This window comes from Variovorax paradoxus EPS, from assembly GCF_000184745.1.
GTDB lineage: Bacteria > Pseudomonadota > Gammaproteobacteria > Burkholderiales > Burkholderiaceae_C > Variovorax > Variovorax paradoxus_C.
In genome coordinates this window covers 5552057-5565677 of the sequence record NC_014931.1, presented here as the reverse complement: position 1 = coordinate 5565677, position 13621 = coordinate 5552057, and the positions used below count along the sequence as shown (strand labels likewise).

Sequence of the window (13621 nt, the reverse complement as noted above, 5' to 3'; positions counted from 1 at the left end):
GCGAAGGAGGTATCGACATGTGGCCATTCAAGAAGAAGAAAGAGCCGTGGGAGGAAAAGTTCGCCGCGCTCGGTCCGATGGTCCTGGCGTCGGACCAGGTCATGGGGCCTAACCGATTGCCCGTGGGCTTCGCCTACCGGGTGAAGCCGAACAACCCGTACGACACGGGCTGGATCTTTCAGAGCGGCAAAGAGAGCCAGAGCGTGCTCGATGACAATCCGCCGAAAATCTGCCCTCTGAATTCCTTCCTCAAGATGGACCCCACGTTGAGCGAAATCACGGACAAGCCTGTGGGCTCGGCGTGGGAGCGCGACAGCGGGGATGCGCCTTGGAAAGAGGTGTTCGGTTTCAAGCAGCGCCGCTGACCTGTTCCAACGTCCATCTCTTCAATTGCCCCATTTGCCTCCAGACATCAGCGCATGCGTATCCACGAACTGAAACGAAGACTCCGCGAAGCCGGCGCGGGCCCGAGCCACGAGCAGCGCATCTTGCGGCTGTGGTCTCACGCGCTGCCGCGCGACAGCGGCCGGCGCCTGCCGCACAGCTTCTTTCCGTCGTCGTTGATGGAGGCCTTGCCGGCCATCGAAGCCGAGCTCGCGGGCCTTGCGCGCATTCACACGGTGCACCCCGGCGCCGATGGTTCCGAGCGGCTGCTGGTCGCCCTCGCGGACGGCCAGACCGTGGAGAGCGTGCTGTTGCCGCGCGATGGCTTGTGCGTGTCGTCGCAGGTCGGGTGCGCCGTGGGCTGCCAGTTCTGCATGACGGGTCGCGATGGGTTGCTGCGCCAGGTGGGCAGCGCCGAGATCATTGCCCAGGTCGCACTCGCACGCACGCGCCGCAAGGTGCGCAAGGTCGTGTTCATGGGCATGGGGGAGCCGGCGCACAACCTCGACAACGTGATGGAGGCCATCGAGCTGCTGGGCACGGTGGGCAACATCGGCCACAAGAACCTGGTGTTCTCCACCGTGGGCGATCCGCGTGCGTTCGAGCGGCTGCAGCAGGAACGCGTGAAGCCTGCGCTGGCGCTGTCGCTGCACACGACGAAGGCCGGTCTGCGCAAGACGCTGCTGCCGCGCGCACCGAACATGACGCCCGAGGAACTGGTCGATGCGGGCGAGCGCTATGCGCGGGCGACCGGCTATCCGATCCAGTACCAGTGGGCGCTGCTCGAAGGCGTGAACGACGGGCAAGACGAGATCGAAGGCATCGTCAAGCTGCTCTCGGGCAAGTACGGCGTGCTGAACATGATTCCGTTCAACGCGGTGGAGGGCGTGGCGTTCAGCCGGCCGTCGTGGGAGCGCTGCGAAGCGATGGCGCGCACGCTGCACCAGCGGGGCATCCTGACGAAACTGCGCGATTCCGCGGGGCAGGATGTCGATGGTGGCTGCGGCCAGTTGAGGGCACGCGTGGCCGGCGAAGCGCCGGTGGTGCTTCGACGCGGTGCTGTCCCGGCTAGAAAAGACCTTGCTGTGCCGTCGTCAAAGCCATGAAGCTCTCGCCCATCGGCTGGAGGAGGGCGTCGGCAATCGGCTGGAGTTGCTTGGCTAAGTAGTGCTCGTAGTCGATGCGCGACTGGCGGTTCTCCATCGGCTCGGGCCCGCTCTGCGTCATGACGTACCGGATCCAGCCGCCGTTCTGGTATTGCTTCGGGCGCCCGAGCTGGGCGTTGTAGTCATCGGCAACTCTTGCCGCGCGCACCTGCGGCGGCACGTTGACCTGGTAGGCATCGAGGCGGTGGCGCAGGCGCTTGCGATAGACGAGCAGCTCGTCCATCTCGCCCGCCAGCAACGCATCTGCATAGTCGGTCACGAATTCCTTGTAAGGCTCGTCGTGGAAGATGCGCGAGAGCAGCCCCTCCTGGAACCGGCGCGCCAGCGGGGTCCAGTCGCTGCGAGCCATCTCCAGGCCGCGGTAGACCATCTCTTCCTTGCCCTTGGCATCGACGCCGAGGCCTGCATACCGCTTCTTGCTGCCCACCTCCGAGCCGCGGATGGTCGGCATGAAGAACTTCTTGTAGTGGGTGTCGAACTCGATCTCGAGGAAGTTCGCGAGGCCATGTTGTTCCCGAAGGGTCTGCGTCCACCACGCGTTGATGTCTCTCGCCAGCGTCGCCGCGATGGCGTGCGCTTCTTCGTTGGTGTGGGTGCGCTTGAGCCAGATGAAGATGGAGTCGGTGTCGCCGTAGATCGCGACGTACCCGCGCTTCTCCACGAACTCCCGTGTGAGCTTCATCATCTCGTGCCCGCGAAGCGTGATGGCGGACACCAGCTTGGGATTGAAGAAGCGGCAGTCGGTCGCACCCAGCACGCCGGCGAAGGAATTCATGAGCAGCTTCAGCGCCTGCGACAGCGGCTCGTTCTTCACCCGCTTGGCTTCGTCTCGCGCGTGCCAGAGCGTGGTCACGATTTCCGGAAGGCAGTGCTTCTCGCGCGAGAAGACGGTTCCTTGCGGCCCCTTGACGGTTGTCGCCGGGTCGGCGGCATGGGTGCCTTCCACGAAGCCCACCGGGTCTACAAGAAAGGTGCGAATGATCGAGGGGTAGAGGCTCTTGTAGTCCAGCACCACGACTGAGTCGTAGAACCCCGGCTTCGAGTCCATCACGTAGCCGCCGGGATAGGCCTTGCTCGCAATCTCGCCGACGCTCGGCGCCACGTAGCCCAGGCGATGCATGCGCGGCAGGTAGTGGTGGCTGAACGCGGCAATGGAGCCGCCGAAGTGGTCGGCCGGAAGGCCCGTGGTCTGTGCGCGCTCCATCACGAACTGCAGCAGCTTCGCCTTCTCGAAGATGCGCAGGACGAGTTCGCAGTCGCGGATGTTGTAGAGCGCGAGCCCGGGCTTGTCTTCCTGGTAGCGCCGCTCGATCTCGGTCATCTTGTCGTAGTGGTCGCCGATGGCCTTGCCTTCGCCCAGCAGCGTCTGCGAGACGGTCTCGAGGCTGAACGAAGGAAAGCTCCATACCGCAGCCTTCAGCGCGTCGATGCCATCGATGATCACGCGGCCCGGCGTGGGTGCGAAGAGGTAGCCCTGCTTGCCAGGGTGCGTGCGCCATTCGATGGGCCGGCGCTCCCGCCCCAGAAGGAGCGGTACGCCGCATTCGTTGGCCGTTTTCTGCAGCACCCGCAGGTCGAACTGAATGACGTTCCAGCCGATGAGGACGTCCGGGTCGTTCCGCTCGAACCAGTCGTTGAGCTTCTCGATGATGGCCTTGCGGGTCGGGCAATAGATGAGCGCGAAGTCCATGGGCTCACCCGGCTCATCTGGTTCGCTGGATTCACGCGGCGGCTCGCCCAGCATGAAGACGACGCGGTCCGGCAAACCATCCAGCGCAATGGAATAGAGCGCCTCGTGCTGGCTCGTCTCGATGTCCAGCGACACCACCTTCAGCGCCGGCCGGTACTCGGGCGCGGGCTTGAGCCTGCAATCGACGATGGTGGCGCCGTTTGACTGCCCGCCCTCCACCAGCACGCCGGCGGTGATGAAGCGCTCCATCAGGTAGCGGTCGTGCGGGCGCACATCGGCTTCGAGCAGGGGAATGTTCTGCGCCTGAAGAGCGCGTGCCAGCCGGCCGAGCTGGCGGAAGTGCTTCGCATAGATGCCGACGACGGGTTCCTGGTGGAAGGTCTTCAGCGCGAGCTCACGTATTTCCATGCCCGGCATGGTTGCGAGGTGCGCTTCCACCTGCGACCTGTGCTGCGTCGCGACGAATGCGACAGAGGTCTGGGAGGGCAGGACCACTTTGATCGGCCCCGCATCGGTTGCGAGCCAGTACTCGATCTCCGTGCCTGTAGGCGCATCCCGCCAGTGGCGAGTGAGGATGAAGCCGTTGAGGTCGGTGGATGTCACGAGCGCTTTGAGAATCGGGGGCTGCGGGCAGCGGGCGTCGGCTTGAACGCGACGGATTTTCGCGCGCTCACCGCTGCGTCACACCGTGGCGTCCCGATAGGCCCTGCTCGAGATGCCGATCGAGTTCTTGTCGAGATCCTTGGCATTGGCGAATGCGTAGCCGTTGGCTTCATGCACTGCGCCGAATGCCAGGCCTTGAAGGGCTGCCTCCGCGGCGAATGCCCTCACGTCCTTCACGTGGAAGCTCAGCTTCACGCCCACCTGCCCGAGCTTCACCGACTTGGCCGCCTGGTGAATCAGGATGCCCGCGCCGCCGCCCGGATGCGTCAATTCGATCAGCCCTTCGACGACTTCACCGCTGGTGATGAACCCGAAATGCCGGGCGTAGAAGGCCGCGGATTTCTGCATGTCCCTGGCGTAGAGGATGACGGTTCCGAGTGGTGATTCCATGGGGTGTTTCGTGGTGAAGGGAGTGAAGGGGGCGGTGGGATTTTGCTTCTCCCCGCCGGTTGCGCGCGGATTGTCGAGCCCTCTGCAGACCCGGTGCGAGAACTTCCGTAGCAGAAGCGCGCGCAACGCGTCGTCGCCCCGATTGGCAACCCAGCTTCGCCTGGGGCCGTCATGGAACTGCCTTTTGCCCCCGCGAGACTTGGTCAGGGTTTTCCCGCATCCACGGGCCGACTCCCTCCAACAACTCGCATGAAGAACCAACCATGAAGACCTCGCAACTCGCCCTCGCCGCTGCATTCGCGGTGCTCGCCGTCACCACCACCGCCCAGGCCCAGCAATCGGGCGGCCGCAGCCGCGCGGAAGTCGAAGCCGAAGCCGTCGCCGCCGCCCACGCACCGAACCAGAACGTGACCCGCGGTTCGCGCGGCGCCGACCCCTTCGTTTCGTCGGCCGATCCTGAAGCCATGAGAAAGCAAGCCGTGGACACCGCCCATGCACCGAACCAGAACGTGACCCGCGGCTCGCGCGGCGCGGACCCCTTCACTTCGCAACGCGATCCGGCCCAGGTCTACCAGGAAGCCATGGCCACCGCCGCCGCTCCCGACCAGAACGTGACCAGCGGCTCGCGCGTGAACAGCAAGGTCATCTCGACGATGCAGAACCCGGCGGTGCAGTCGGCGCAAGGCAAGTAAATAAGCAGGCCCCGCGGCGCGCCGTGCGTACGGGCGCCGCATGAACCTGCGTGTGAAGCGAGGGAGTCACAAGCTCAGGGACTCCCGCAGAGAGCGCCAGCCGGCGGGCTGCGCGCTTGCATCGCTCGTGGAGCGGTGCGGAAGAAAAGGCTCAGCGCCTCAGGCGTAAGCCTTCGAAGAAAGCTTCTGCAGCATCGCCGTCTGCCGCACTTCCTCGGAATCGCGCAGGCTCTTGGCGGCACGGGCCGCGACGTAGGCCACGTACAAGGTCTCGATGGCCTTGGCCCAGTCGTGCGCCTTCTGGGAAATGCCCTCGGGTTTCACGGTCGATCCGGTCACGGCATTGGTGGAAAGGTCGTCGTCCGGACGCGCCGGAACATCGAACCCCACCTTGCGGAGGATGTTGGCTTTCTGAAGGATGGTGAGCATGCGGTTGCCTCTCTGATTTCTTCGCATTAGCAGATTAGTGCTACTCGGTGTCGGGCGCTATCAGCCGTATGACGTATGCGCCTGTCGTCCAACGCCGGGTTCCTTTTGCTGCTTTCAAGTTTCGTGCCATGAACACGCCGGCCGGCCTCCCGGCGGCGAGCGTTCGTTCCATGGAGTGTCCATTGCGCACGACCCGTAGATGGGTTGCCGGCCCCGCCGAACGATCAGGACTTACCCTGAATGAATGGCGGATTCAGGCGGCCGCGTCTTGCCACACCAGCGTGGCGGCGGTCAGGTCTTCGAGGGCGCTGCCCACGGCCTTGAACACGGTGCGTTCCGCATCACCAGTTCGACCGCCGCGGCCCGCGCGCTCGCCGCGGCACAGCTCGGCGAGCGTGCCCTGCACCTCTTGCGCGCGCAGGGTGCCGGCCGCGATCGCATCGAGCAGGTCGCCCGATTTCTGCAGGGCCTCGCTCGTGTCGATGAAGGTGCGCGCGCCTGCGAAGCACTGCACATCGGCCTCGCGCATCGCGGGCGTGAAGCTGCCGATCAGGTCGAGATGCGACCGGGGCGCGAGCCATTCGCCGCGCACCAGCGGCGCGGTGGCGAGCGTGGCGCAGCTGACGATGTCGGCACTGCGCACGGCCGCTTCCAGATCGACCGCGGCCTCTGCGTTCCAGCCCTCGGCGCGCAGTTGTGCGGCCAGGGCTTCGGCGCCTTCGGGCCGGTGGTTCCACACCGTCACTTCGTCGATGCGCCGCACGCTCGCATGCGCGGCCGGCAGCATGCGGGCGATGCGGCCGGTGCCCAGCACCAGCAGCCGGCGCGCATCGCTCCGCGCGAGGAACGAGGCGCCGAGCGCCGAAGCCGCGGCGGTGCGCCGCGCGGTGATCTCGTTGCCGTCCATCATCGCGAGCGGCACGCCGGTGCGCGCGTCGTACAGCACATAGGTCGCATGCAGGCCGGGCAGCCCGCGCGCACTGTTGCCGGGGAAGATGTTGATGGTCTTGATGCCGAGAAACCCGGCGTCGCTCCACGCCGGCATGATGAGCACGGTGCCCTTGTCCGCACCCGCCGCAGTCTCGATGCTGTGCACATGGCGCGGCGGCACCTGCGCCTCGGCAGCGAAGGCCGCGCGCAATGCGGGCACGAGTTTTTCGAAACCCAATGGCGCGCGGGTGGCGGCTTCGTCGAAGTGCTTCATGGGGTAGTCGAACGCAGCGATGCGTCGAAGAAATCCGCCAGCGCCTGCTGGTAGGTGGTGCCGAAGCGCGGCGATGACATCGGCTCGAGGTGACCGGCGGCCGGCACTTCGATCAGCCGCTTGGGCTCGCGCGCATCGGCCAGGAGACGTTGCGAATGCGCATGGGGAATCACGTGGTCGGCCGTGCCGTGGATCAGCAGCAGCGGAATCGGCGAGATGGCCGCGACGTGCTTCGAGGCCGCATAGCTGTCGCTCACCAGCAGGCCCGCGCCCGAAAGCTTGTCGTTCGCGATCGACGAATACGAATAGAAAGTCGATTCGATGGCCGCCGCTTTCACGCCGGCGCGGTTGCCCGAACCGACGACCGCGATCGCGTTGGTGCCGCCCAGGCTCTGCCCGAAGACGAAGAGGCGCTGCGCATCCACATCGCCGCGCGAGCGCACGTGGTTGAGCGCGGCATTCGAATCTTCGAACACGCCCTTGGGCTCCGGCTCGCCTTCGGATTCGCCGTAGCCGCGGTAGTCGAACACGAACACGTTGTAGTCCTGCTTGGGCAGCCACGCCACGAAGCGCCAGTGCGTCGACATGTTCTGCGCATTGCCGTGGAAATGAACCACCGTGCCCTTGGCCTCCTTCGGGTTCTTCTGCCGGCCCACGGCGGGAATGAACCAGCCAGTGAGGCGCGTGCCGTCGGCACTCTGAAACTGCACGCTCTCGTAGCGCAGGCCGAGCGCGTCGGGCGTTTCGTAGCGCACGCGGTCGGGGTAATAGAACATCGACTGCACGCAGCCGCCCAGGAACAGTGGCACCGCGCACAGCGCGAGCTTCCACCAGCGACGGATCGGCGCTGTGGTCATGGCTGGCCCGCGGCCTTGCGGTTTTCCGCGAGCATGTTGCAGAAGAGCGCGCCTTGCTCGATGGCATCGTCCAGCGCGATGTGCGTGTGCGGCAGCTTGTCGAACCAGCGCTTGGGCATCGCGCGCTTGGTGCTGTCGCGGTAGTCGAGCTTGAGCATCGCCATCGCGAACGACTTGACGTCGAGCGCCGAATGGCTGAACGGGCTCTCGCCCGCAAAGCGCATGAGGTACCAGTAGACGAACAGGAAGTCGAAGCCCGCGGGATACGCCACGAATACCGGTCGCGCGGGCAGGCCGTTGAGCCAGGCCACGTAGTTCTTCATGGCGCGCGTTGGGTCCTGCAGGTCGGTGCGGCAGGCGGCCCAGGCCTCGGGCTGGGTTTGCCACCACGCGGCGGTCTTCGGGTCGGCTTCGGCGCCGGGCAAGGTTTCGAGGTTGGCGCTGAAGGTGGAGATGAGTTGCTTGTCGGCCGTGTAGGCGGCCGAGCCGAAGCTGAGCATCGAGTTCGGGCCGGGGATGGGGCCATCGGATTCGACGTCGGTGCTGATGTAGAGCTCGGTCATGGGTTCAATCGATGTCGAGGATGGAGCCAACCGAGCGCTGGAGTTCGTCGACAAGCTCGGGGTCCATGTATTTGTATTCGTCGGGGATGTCGAGCACGTGGATGGGCTTGCCCTCCAGCATCCGCGTGAACTCGGCCACGAGCCGCGACTTGTGCTTTTCTTCCATCACGAGGATGACGTCGGCCCATTCGATGTCGTCGAATGAGACCCTGTGTCGCGCATTCGGACTGGTGCCCGCTGAGCGCGCCGCGATCTGCGGATGCCGGCGCCAGAGTTGTTCGGCGGTGGGGCTGCGCCATTGGTTGCGGCTGCAGATGAAGAGGACGTTGCGCGCAGGGGTGGTCATCGGCGCGGAGGATAGCTCAGGCCTCGGCGAGGCGGCCCCATTCGATGCCGTGCTTCGCCAGGTACTTGCGGAGGCGGTCCGCATCGTTCACCACGCTGCGCTGCTCGCGTGATGCCTGGAACAGCTGACGCCCTGCATCGGACAAGCTGCGCGCCTGCTTGCACACCCGCACCACCGCTTCAAGCTGCAGCCGGTCGAACAAGTCGAGCGCAGCCACGCGCTCTTCACCCAGCAACGCATCCAGATCCACATCGCCACTGACCGCCGCTGCCGGCCCACCGCGCTTCCACAGCCACCGCAACCGTGCAATCTCCGCCTCCACCAGCGCCACCGGAATCCGCCCGCCATCCGCCAGCGTCGCGAGCCGCGTCACGCTCGCCGACAGGTCGCGGAAGTTGCCGCTCCAGATCGCCTCGCCGCTCTGCGCAAAGCGCAGGTACGCCGCTCGCGCTTCGGCGTTGAAGCGCACCACGCGATGGTTTTCGGCCGCGTGAATGGCCAGCAAGTGATCGACATTCGGCTCGATGTCTTCGGGCCGTTGCGCGAGGCCGGGGAGGTCATACGTCCAGAGGTTGATCCGCGCGAACAGGTCTTCGCGGAACCGTCCTTCGGCCACATCGCTGCGCAGGTCGCGGTTGGTGCCGGCGATGAGCTGGAAGTCGCTTTCCACTTCCTTGTCCGCGCCCACCGGAAAGAAGCGCTTTTCTTCGATGGCCTTCAGCAGCATCGCCTGCTCGTCGGGGCCGAGTTCACCGATCTCGTCGAGGAACAGCGCGCCTTGGTTCGCGGTGCGCAGCAAGCCGGGGCGATCGCTCGCGGCCCCGGTGAACGATCCCTTCTTGTGGCCGAACAAGGTGGAAGCCGCGCCGTCGCCGCGCAGCGTGGCGCAGTTCACCTCCACGAACGGCCCGGTCATCTGGTGGCGCGCCTGCTTCAGCTCGAACATGCGCCGCGCCAGGAACGACTTGCCCGCGCCAGTCGGCCCCACCAGCAATATCGGCGCGCGCGAGCGCACGGCCACGCGCTCGATCTCGTCGATCAGCGCGTTGAAGCGCGCGTTGCGCGTGGCGATGCCGCTCTTGAGGAACGCGACCGCGTCGCGCTGCTCCGCATCGAAGCGCCGCGCGATCACGTCGTAGCGCGAGAGGTCGAGGTCGATCAGCGTGCACTTGCCGCCTTCGCCCTCGCGCTGCTTCTTCGGCGGCGAGGTCTGCGCGAGCACGCCCGGCACCACGCGCGATTCCGACAGCAGGAACATGCAGATCTGCGCGACGTGCGTGCCGGTGGTGATGTGCGTCCAGTACTGCTCGCGCTCGGTGTCGAAGGGGTAGGCGCGCGCCCAGTCGTACAGGCGCGTGTAGACCTCGCCGAAGTCCCATGGGTCTTCGAGGTCGAGCGGCACGAGGTTGACGGTGGTCTCGGGCGATACGGTGGCGATGTCCGCCTTCACCACCTCGGCCAGCGCCTTGTGGCGCAGCGTGTAGAGCAGCTCCATGCGCGCGACGACCATGTCCTCGTGCTGCGCGAGCGAGACGGTGGGACGCCACTTGTTCCAGCGGCCCGCGCCCTGGCCGGCATCGAGTTGGGTGCCGAGGAAGCCGATGACGACGATGGGTTTCTTCATTGATTTGGATAAAAGGCTATCCAAAATTATAAGAAAACTCAATTGAAGCCAAAGATACTTCGAGCGTCCGAGGTCGGGAAAATGAAAAAATCCTAATCAAATCAATAACTTGAGTGATTTATCCAGCAGGCTGGCCGGAGCTGGCACACCCGTTGCAACAAGGATCACACATTCAAGAAACGAACGAACAAAAAGAACCCCACAAGGAGAAGTCACATGGCCAACCTTCAACTCTTCCAGACCCAGCGCGGCGCGCTGCTGCCTTCGGCCAATGCGCTCAACGAAGCGGGTGGCGTGGCTTACGCGCTGTCGCCCAAGCACCAGCTGGCGCAGCTCGCCGCGACCGGTTGCCTGAACAACACCTTCTACGCACACGCGCAAGACCAGCTCGACGCCGTGCTGGCCCTGGCCCGCGAAGTCGATCCGGTGTTCGTCGCCAAGACGGCCGTGTACGCACGCCGTGCCGGCCACATGAAGGACATGCCCGCGCTGCTGGCCGCGACGCTGGCAGTGCGCGACGTGTCGCTGCTCGCCAAGGTGTTCCCCCGCGTGGTGGACAACGGCAAGATGCTGCGCAACTTCGTGCAGATGCTGCGTTCGGGTGCCGTGGGCCGCAAGTCGCTCGGTACGCGTCCGAAGAAGCTTGTGCAGCAATGGCTGCTCCAAGCGACCGAGGCGCAACTGCTGAACGCCTCGGTGGGCAACACGCCTTCGCTGGCCGACGTGGTGAAGATGGTTCACCCCAAGCCCGCGGAAGCATGGCGCGCCGCGTGGTTCGCATGGCTGATCGATCGTCCGTATGCGCTGGAGGCGCTGCCCCCGGTGACGCAGGCGTTCGAACGCTTCAAGCGCGACCGTTCGCTCGAGGTGCCCGACGTTCCGTTCCAGATGCTGACCGCGCTGGAGCTCGATGCCCAGGGCTGGGCGCAGATCGCGCAGCGTGGATCGTGGCAGATGGTGCGTCAGAACCTGAACACCTTTGCGCGCCACGGCGTGTTCGAGCTGCCGGGCCTCGCCAAAGCAGTGGCTGCCAAGCTGCGTGACCCGCAGGCCGTGGCCAAGGCGCGTGTGCTGCCGTATCAGCTGATGGCGGCCTTCACTGCCACCGGCGCCGAGGTGCCGCATGTGGTGAAGGAAGCGCTGCAGGACGCGATGGAACTCGCGCTGGCCAACGTGCCGGTGTTCGAGGGCCGCGTGGTGGTGTGCCCCGACGTGTCGGGCTCGATGAGCTCGCCAGTGACGGGTCACCGCGGTTCTGCAACTTCGGCGGTGCGCTGCATCGACGTGGCTGCGCTGGTCGCTGCCGCCGTGCTGCGCCGCAATGCGGATGCGCGTGTGCTGCCCTTCGAGACGAAGGTGGTGTCGCTCCAACTGAATCCGCGTGATTCGGTGATGACCAACGCGGCCAAGCTGGCGGCGGTGGGTGGCGGCGGTACCTCGTGCAGCGCGCCGCTGGCATTGCTGAACAAGGAGAAGGCCAAGGCCGATCTGGTGGTGCTGGTGTCCGACAACGAATCGTGGGCCGACCGTGCACGTGGCCGCGGGACCACGACGATGCAGGAATGGGCGGCGTTCAAGGAGCGCAACCCGACGGCGCGGCTGGTGTGCATCGACATCCAGCCCTATGCGACCACCCAGGCGCAGGAGCGTGACGATGTGCTGAACATCGGCGGCTTCAGCGACGAAGTGTTCAAGCTGCTGGCGGTGTATGCCGCGGGCGGCCTGGGCGCCGACCACTGGGTGGGTGTGATCGAAGAGACTTCGATCTGAGTAGAAAGAGAGAGGGTGCCGCGGGCTTCGGCCTGTGGCACCCGATCCGAGAAAGAAATTGAACGTCGTCGTTCGGCGAATGCAGATGCGAGTACATCCAACCATGTTTCTCCTCGCATCGATTGTTGGTCGCCGAACGGGGATGAAAGTTGTTGTGCGAATGCAGGCAGGACTACATCTGGTTTGACCAGGGTTCGAATCCCGGCGCCGGTTCTCCGGCGTGGTCTACGTCTTGCCATCCTCGTCGCACTGTTTTTTGCAGCGAATGCTGACGGAACTACAGCCTCCAACGCTCGTGGTCGCGGGTTCGAATCCCGTCGGTCGAAAGACCGTAGCTCAGTGGTAGAGCACGAACGTTTCGTCGAATTTTTGTCGCTGCTTTTTTGTTTTGAGGTGAATGCAGGCGGGTTTACAGGTAAGAGCGTCATGGTCTTGGCCATGAAGGTCCCGGGTTCAATCCTCGGTCTGCTTCGGCAGGTAGCTCAGTACACAACCCGTCGCTCCTCGTCACCTCCTTTTTGTTTTGGGCCGCCGTGTCCGCCAGTCAGTCAGTCAGTCAGATAAAGAATAGAGAGAGAAAAAAAATGGAACAGAACTACAAACTGCATGAAGTAGCCAACGGCGTCCCCGTGAAGATGTGGACGAACGGCGTGCCCGTGGAAGACGAAGCGAAAAAGCAGCTCGAGAACGCAGCGCGCCTGCCCATCGTGTTCAAGCACATCGCCGCCATGCCCGACGTGCACTACGGCATCGGCGCGACCGTGGGTTCGGTGATCCCGACTTTCAAGGCCATCATCCCCGCCGCCGTCGGCGTGGACATCGGCTGCGGAATGATGGCCTGCAAGACCACGCTCAACGCACGCGACCTGCCCGACAACCTGGGCCCGCTGCGCTCGGCGATCGAGAAGGCCGTGCCGCACGGATCGAACCCCAAGCGCATGGGCCGCGACAAGGGCTCGTGGGAAACGCCGCCCGATGAAACCGACGCCGCCTGGGCCAAGCTGGTGGAAGAGTTCGACCTGATCTGCGAGGACTACCCGCGCATCAAGAACACGAACAACCACAAGCACCTGGGAACGCTGGGTACCGGCAACCATTTCATCGAGGTGTGCCTCGATGAAGCGGGCGCCGTGTGGTTCATGCTGCACTCGGGTTCGCGCGGCGTGGGTAACGCCATCGGCACGCACTTCATCGAACTCGCGAAGAAGGACGCCGAGCTGCACCAGCGCAACCTGCCCGACCAGGACCTGGCGTACTTCGAGGAAGGCGCCCAGTATTTCGGCGACTACGTGCGTGCGGTGGGCTGGGCCCAGAAGTTCGCGCGTGCGAACCGCGAAGTGATGATGCAGCGCGTGGTCGCGGCCGCGCGCAAGGTGATCACCAAGCCTTTCGAGGCGCACGTGGAAGCGGTGAACTGCCACCACAACTACGTGAGCCGCGAGACGCATTTCGGCGAAGACGTGCTCGTGACCCGCAAGGGCGCGGTGAGCGCGAAGGCCGGCGAACTCGGGATCATCCCCGGCAGCATGGGAGCCAAGAGCTACATCGTGCGCGGAAAGGGCAACCCCGAGAGCTTCATGAGCTGCAGCCACGGCGCCGGTCGAAAGATGAGCCGTACCAAGGCGAAGAAGCTCTTCACCGTCGCCGACCAGATCGCTGCCACGGAAGGGGTGGAATGCCGCAAGGACGCCGACGTGATCGACGAGATTCCGATGGCCTACAAGGGCATCGACGCGGTGATGGAGGCGCAGAAGGATCTGGTGGAGGTGGTCTACACGCTCAAGCAGGTGGTTTGCGTGAAGGGGTAAGAAGCGCCGTCCATCAGGGCCGGCACGAGAGGGCC

At 64.9% G+C, this 13621-nt stretch carries 13 protein-coding genes; 5 read left to right on the top strand and 8 right to left on the bottom strand.

Translation table 11 applies throughout. From position 1 onward, the window contains the following. Nucleotides 1-17: 17 nt before the first annotated feature. Both VARPA_RS30330 and VARPA_RS25535 read left to right on the top strand, forming a co-directional pair. Nucleotides 18-365 (top strand): immunity protein Imm33 domain-containing protein, encoded by a 348-nt coding sequence (locus VARPA_RS30330; protein ID WP_013543485.1) that lies wholly within the window; start codon nucleotides 18-20, stop codon nucleotides 363-365. Nucleotides 366-419: 54 nt separating this feature from the next. After that, nucleotides 420-1490 carry an RNA methyltransferase gene (locus tag VARPA_RS25535; RefSeq protein ID WP_013543484.1) on the top strand — a complete coding sequence of 357 codons (1071 nt, stop codon included), beginning with the start codon at nucleotides 420-422 and terminating at the stop codon, nucleotides 1488-1490. Here VARPA_RS25535 and VARPA_RS25530 read toward each other — a convergent pair. Both VARPA_RS25530 and VARPA_RS25525 read right to left on the bottom strand, forming a co-directional pair. After that, the gene (locus VARPA_RS25530) at nucleotides 1453-3843 is read right to left on the bottom strand and encodes a DNA polymerase II (protein ID WP_013543483.1); all 2391 of its coding nucleotides are present in this window, start codon (nucleotides 3841-3843) and stop codon (nucleotides 1453-1455) included. The genes VARPA_RS25535 and VARPA_RS25530 overlap by 38 nt on opposite strands. A gap of 78 nt (nucleotides 3844-3921) precedes the next feature. Further along, nucleotides 3922-4293, bottom strand: coding sequence for a VOC family protein (locus VARPA_RS25525; RefSeq protein ID WP_013543482.1), 372 nt, complete (start codon nucleotides 4291-4293; stop codon nucleotides 3922-3924). A 263-nt stretch (nucleotides 4294-4556) separates the two neighbouring features. Between VARPA_RS25525 and VARPA_RS25520 the strand changes: the two genes are divergently transcribed. Then, complete coding sequence (locus tag VARPA_RS25520) at nucleotides 4557-4985, top strand: hypothetical protein (RefSeq protein WP_013543481.1); 429 nt, start codon at nucleotides 4557-4559, stop codon at nucleotides 4983-4985. A gap of 159 nt (nucleotides 4986-5144) precedes the next feature. On the opposite strand, the gene VARPA_RS25515 is transcribed toward VARPA_RS25520, so the two are convergent. From VARPA_RS25515 to rtcR, 6 genes are all read right to left on the bottom strand, one after another. Beyond that, a complete protein-coding gene (locus VARPA_RS25515; protein ID WP_013543480.1) occupies nucleotides 5145-5414 on the bottom strand; it encodes a hypothetical protein in 270 nt (89 codons plus the stop codon). A gap of 253 nt (nucleotides 5415-5667) precedes the next feature. Continuing rightward, on the bottom strand, nucleotides 5668-6618 hold the full coding sequence (locus tag VARPA_RS25510) for an ornithine cyclodeaminase family protein (protein ID WP_013543479.1): 951 nt from the start codon (nucleotides 6616-6618) through the stop codon (nucleotides 5668-5670). Next, the gene (locus tag VARPA_RS25505) at nucleotides 6615-7475 is read right to left on the bottom strand and encodes an alpha/beta hydrolase (RefSeq protein ID WP_013543478.1); all 861 of its coding nucleotides are present in this window, start codon (nucleotides 7473-7475) and stop codon (nucleotides 6615-6617) included. Before VARPA_RS25505 ends, VARPA_RS25510 begins: the two co-directional genes overlap by 4 nt. After that, nucleotides 7472-8038 carry an exonuclease gene (locus VARPA_RS25500; RefSeq protein WP_013543477.1) on the bottom strand — a complete coding sequence of 189 codons (567 nt, stop codon included), beginning with the start codon at nucleotides 8036-8038 and terminating at the stop codon, nucleotides 7472-7474. Before VARPA_RS25500 ends, VARPA_RS25505 begins: the two co-directional genes overlap by 4 nt. A 4-nt stretch (nucleotides 8039-8042) precedes the next feature. Then, nucleotides 8043-8384: a low molecular weight protein tyrosine phosphatase family protein gene (locus VARPA_RS25495; protein WP_013543476.1), complete on the bottom strand. Its 342-nt coding sequence runs from the start codon at nucleotides 8382-8384 to the stop codon at nucleotides 8043-8045. A 16-nt stretch (nucleotides 8385-8400) separates the two neighbouring features. Continuing rightward, nucleotides 8401-10008 carry an RNA repair transcriptional activator RtcR gene (rtcR, locus tag VARPA_RS25490; protein WP_013543475.1) on the bottom strand — a complete coding sequence of 536 codons (1608 nt, stop codon included), beginning with the start codon at nucleotides 10006-10008 and terminating at the stop codon, nucleotides 8401-8403. 216 nt (nucleotides 10009-10224) lie between these two features. On the opposite strand from rtcR, the gene VARPA_RS25485 reads away from it, so the two are divergent. Together VARPA_RS25485 and VARPA_RS25480 are read left to right on the top strand one after the other, a co-directional pair. Then, nucleotides 10225-11778 (top strand): vWA domain-containing protein, encoded by a 1554-nt coding sequence (locus tag VARPA_RS25485; RefSeq protein WP_013543474.1) that lies wholly within the window; start codon nucleotides 10225-10227, stop codon nucleotides 11776-11778. 584 nt (nucleotides 11779-12362) lie between these two features. Continuing rightward, nucleotides 12363-13586, top strand: coding sequence for an RtcB family protein (locus VARPA_RS25480; RefSeq protein ID WP_013543473.1), 1224 nt, complete (start codon nucleotides 12363-12365; stop codon nucleotides 13584-13586). Nucleotides 13587-13621 lie beyond the last annotated feature (35 nt).

Coding starts and splice junctions, on each gene's coding strand:
- VARPA_RS30330 (WP_013543485.1), top strand. CDS start 18: ATGTGGCCATTCAAGAAGAAGAAAGAGCCGTGGGAGGAAAAGTTCGCC.
- VARPA_RS25535 (WP_013543484.1), top strand. CDS start 420: ATGCGTATCCACGAACTGAAACGAAGACTCCGCGAAGCCGGCGCGGGC.
- VARPA_RS25525 (WP_013543482.1), bottom strand. CDS start 4,293: ATGGAATCACCACTCGGAACCGTCATCCTCTACGCCAGGGACATGCAG.
- VARPA_RS25520 (WP_013543481.1), top strand. CDS start 4,557: ATGAAGACCTCGCAACTCGCCCTCGCCGCTGCATTCGCGGTGCTCGCC.
- VARPA_RS25515 (WP_013543480.1), bottom strand. CDS start 5,414: ATGCTCACCATCCTTCAGAAAGCCAACATCCTCCGCAAGGTGGGGTTC.
- VARPA_RS25510 (WP_013543479.1), bottom strand. CDS start 6,618: ATGAAGCACTTCGACGAAGCCGCCACCCGCGCGCCATTGGGTTTCGAA.
- VARPA_RS25505 (WP_013543478.1), bottom strand. CDS start 7,475: ATGACCACAGCGCCGATCCGTCGCTGGTGGAAGCTCGCGCTGTGCGCG.
- VARPA_RS25500 (WP_013543477.1), bottom strand. CDS start 8,038: ATGACCGAGCTCTACATCAGCACCGACGTCGAATCCGATGGCCCCATC.
- VARPA_RS25495 (WP_013543476.1), bottom strand. CDS start 8,384: ATGACCACCCCTGCGCGCAACGTCCTCTTCATCTGCAGCCGCAACCAA.
- rtcR (WP_013543475.1), bottom strand. CDS start 10,008: ATGAAGAAACCCATCGTCGTCATCGGCTTCCTCGGCACCCAACTCGAT.
- VARPA_RS25485 (WP_013543474.1), top strand. CDS start 10,225: ATGGCCAACCTTCAACTCTTCCAGACCCAGCGCGGCGCGCTGCTGCCT.
- VARPA_RS25480 (WP_013543473.1), top strand. CDS start 12,363: ATGGAACAGAACTACAAACTGCATGAAGTAGCCAACGGCGTCCCCGTG.